This is a genomic window from Allobosea sp. CER48, assembly GCF_044752385.1.
In the GTDB taxonomy this organism is placed as follows: Bacteria; Pseudomonadota; Alphaproteobacteria; order Rhizobiales; family Beijerinckiaceae; genus Allobosea.
In genome coordinates, this window is sequence record NZ_JBIWYK010000310.1 from 1 (window position 1) to 3866 (window position 3866).

General features: G+C 65.8%; 2 protein-coding genes. Both read left to right on the forward strand.

What is annotated here, in order from left to right; translation table 11 throughout:
- Positions 1-104: 104 nt before the first annotated feature.
- Positions 105-2300, forward strand: a complete 2196-nt coding sequence (locus tag ACIPIA_RS11860; RefSeq protein WP_400509723.1) for an RNA degradosome polyphosphate kinase — start codon at positions 105-107, stop codon at positions 2298-2300.
- Positions 2236-3810 (forward strand): exopolyphosphatase, encoded by a 1575-nt coding sequence (gene ppx, locus ACIPIA_RS11865; RefSeq protein WP_400509722.1) that lies wholly within the window; start codon positions 2236-2238, stop codon positions 3808-3810. Before ACIPIA_RS11860 ends, ppx begins: the two co-directional genes overlap by 65 nt.
- Positions 3811-3866: the final 56 nt, after the last annotated feature.

Consider the following 3866-nt stretch of genomic DNA (forward strand, 5'->3'; position numbering starts at 1 on the left):
ACACGAATATCCATAGCGACGGTGTGGGAGTCATCGAACTGTCACGCTAGGATGGCTTCAACGGCGCCATGAGCGGCAAGACGACCAGGACGCGGGTGAAGCGCATGAACCTCGAGACCGTGACCGACGAGCCGGAGAAGCTGATCAGCGAGGCCGATGCGGCGCCGCTGCGCCAGCTGCCGGACCGTTTCATGAATCGCGAGCTGTCCTGGCTGCAGTTCAACCGTCGCGTCATGGAGGAGGCTTCGAATCGCAGCCACCCGCTGCTGGAGCAGCTTCGCTTCCTCTCCATCTCCGCGAACAATCTCGACGAGTTCTTCATGGTCCGCGTCTCCGGCCTGCGCGAGCAGCTCAAGGCCGGCGTGGTGACCCGCAGCCAGGACGGGCTGACCCCGGCCGAGCAGCTCGTTGCGATCGGCCAGGCGGTCTCGGCCCTCACGGACGATCAGCAGGCCCGCTGGGCGGAACTGCGCCACGACCTTCACGAGAATCGCATCCACCTGCTGCAGCCCGGAGATATCGGCTCGCAGGACCGGATCTGGCTGGAGGACTACTTCCTCAACTACGTCTTCCCGGTGCTGACGCCGCTGGCGATCGACCCGGCGCACCCGTTCCCCTTCATTCCCAATCTCGGCTTCACCATCGCGCTCGCGCTGGAGCGCAAGAATGACGGACGACAGCTCGACGCGCTGATCCGCGTGCCGGTGAAGATCGACCGTTTCATCGAGCTGCCGGACCTTGCCCGTGAAGGGCTGCATCGCTTCATCACGCTGGAAGATGCGGTCTCGCTGTTCATCGGCAAGCTCTTCCCCGGCTACGAGGTCAAGGGCACCGGCTCCTTCCGCGTCATCCGCGACTCCGACCTCGATATCGAGGAGGAGGCCGAGGATCTGGTCCGCGTTTTCGAGACGATGCTGAAGCAGCGTCGCCTCGGGGTCGTGATCCGGCTCGAAGTCTCGACCGGCATGCCCGATCACCTGCGCCGCCTGATCGTGCGGGAGCTCAAGGTCGATGCCGACGAGGTGGTCGAGGTCAACGGCATGATCGGCCTGAACGAGCTGTCGCAGCTCGTCGGCGTCGATCGCTCGGACCTGAAGTTCAAGCCTTACAACGCCCGCTTCCCGGAGCGCATCCGCGAGCATGGTGGCGATTGTCTCGCCGCGATCCGCCAGAAGGACCTGCTCGTCCACCATCCCTATGAGAGCTTCGACGTCGTCGTGCAGTTCCTGCAGCAGGCGGCGCGAGACCCCAATGTCGTGGCGATCAAGCAGACGCTCTACCGTACCTCGGCCAATTCGCCGATCGTCAAGGCGCTGACCGAAGCGGCCGAGGCCGGCAAGTCCGTCACCGCGCTGGTCGAGCTCAAGGCGCGCTTTGACGAAGAGGCGAATATCCGCTGGGCCAAGGAGATGGAGCGTGCCGGCGTCCAGGTCGTCTACGGCTTCATCGAACTCAAGACTCACGCCAAGCTGTCGCTCGTGGTCCGGCGCGAGGCGGGGCAACTCGTCAGCTACTGCCATATCGCGACCGGCAACTACCACCCGATCACGGCGCGCATCTACACCGACGTCTCCTTCTTCACGGCCGATCCCGTGCTGTCGCAGGATGTCGCCCGCGTCTTCAACTTCATCACGGGCTATGCCGAGCCTGCCGGGTTGGAGCGCATGGCTGTGTCGCCGACGAGTTTGAAGCAGCGCCTGCTCGACGACATCGCGGAGGAGGTCGCCCATGTGAGGGCAGGCCGCAAGGGCGCGATCTGGGGCAAGTGCAACTCGCTGGTCGACCCCGAGATCATCGATGCGCTCTATGATGCCAGCCAGGCCGGCGTGGAGATCGATTTCGTCGTCCGCGGCATCTGCTGCCTGCGGCCGGGCGTGCCCGGCCTGTCGGAGAAGATCCGCGTCAAGTCGATCATCGGACGCTTCCTCGAGCACACCCGCGTCTACGCGTTCGGCGCCGGCCACGGGATGCCGTCGCCGAAGGCCAAGGTCTATATTTCCTCGGCCGATCTGATGCCGCGCAACCTCGATCGGCGGGTCGAGGCACTGACCCCGATCCTCAATCCGACTGTGCATCAGCAGTTGCTGGATCAGATCATGTTGGCCAATCTGCTCGACAACGAGCAGAGCTGGACGATATTGCCCGATGGCGGCTCGCGCCGCATTGTCCCCGCGCCGAACGAAGAGCCGTTCAACGCGCATAAGTACTTCATGACGAACCCGAGCCTGTCCGGACGTGGAAAATCGCTCTCCAATTCAAGTCCCCGTTCCCTCTCGCGCCGGGGAGGCCGTAAAGCCTGAGCTCCGGCACGCGCCGGGGCGGCTTGCGCTTTCCGACACCATTGCCATCGTCGACATCGGTTCGAACTCGGTCCGCCTCGTCGTCTACGAGATGCTGGCGCGCGCCCCGTCGCAGGTCTTCAACGAAAAGGAGATGGCGGGCCTCGGCCGGCAGGTCGCCTCGACCGGGCGGCTGGCCGAGGATGCGATCGAGAAGGCGATCCAGGCGCTGGTGCGCTTCCGCATCCTCTGTGACGCCATGCATGTCGGCGAACTGCGCGTCATCGCAACCGCGGCGGCGCGCTATGCCGAGAACGGGCCGGACTTCATCGCCCGTGCCGAGAAGGCGATCGGACAGCCGATCGAGCTGATCTCCGGCGGGCGCGAGGCCATTCTCTCCGGCCTGGGCGTGATCTCCGGTTTCGATGGCCCGGACGGCGTGGTGGGCGATCTCGGCGGCGGCAGCCTCGAGCTGATCTCGGTCAAGAACGGCAAGGTCGGGAAGGGCGCCAGCGTCCCGCTCGGCGGCCTGGCCCTCCTGGACCGCTCGAAAGGGTCGATCCGCGCCGCCGAGAAGATCGTGAAGGACGAGCTCGACAAGCTGCCGCAACTCACGGCGATGAAGGGGCGCGACTTCTTCGCCGTCGGCGGCACCTGGCGCGCGCTGGCGACGCTGCATCAGCGGCGGGCGAACTATCCGCTCAATGTGATGCATGCCTATGCGATTCCGCCGAAGGATGCCGCCGATTTCGTCAAGCTGGTCGAACGCGCCGACGCCTCGGTGCTCGATGCCATCGATTCGGTTTCCTCCGCGCGCCGGCCGCTGCTCGCCTATGGCGCTCTCGTGCTCGACGAGCTGATCAAGCGGGGCAAGCCGCGCAACATCATCATCTCCGCGCAGGGCGTGCGCGAGGGATTGCTGCATGAGCAGCTTTCGTCCGAGGAGCAGACGGCCGATCCGTTGCTACAGGCGGCCCGGGATTACAATCTCCTCCGTGCACGCGACCCGCGCCATGCGGTCGATCTGATCGCATGGACGCGCGGGATCCTGGAAACCGCCGGCCTGCCGCAGGACGAGCCGTCGAACCGGCTGATCGAGACTGTCTGCCTGCTCTCCGACATCGGCTGGCGCGCCCACCCGGATTACCGCGGCGAGCAGAGCATGAACGTCATCGCCCATGCCTATTTCACCGGCATCGACCATGTCGAGCGTGCCTTCCTGGCGCTGACGATCTTCCATCGCTACGCGGGGCTGAAGGCGGGTTCCCCTGCGGCCGAGGGGCTGAGGACATTGCTGCCGCCCGCTCTGCTCGCCCGCGCCACGCTGATCGCCGCGATTTTCCGCGTCGCCTATCTGCTGTCGGCCGGCATGGCCGGCATCCTGCCGCGCATCCCGGCGCGCTGTGTCGACAGCCGTCTGGTGCTCCGCTTCCCGAACGACCTCGCGCCCTTGGCGAGCGAGCGTGTCGAGGGCCGGCTCAAGCAGCTCGCGAAGCTGCTCGGCTACGATTTCGAGATCGGCCGGCTCTGACGCCGGGCCGCTTTGCCGTCATCCCGTGGCCTCGCGTCGGCGAGGGCCGGAAACCG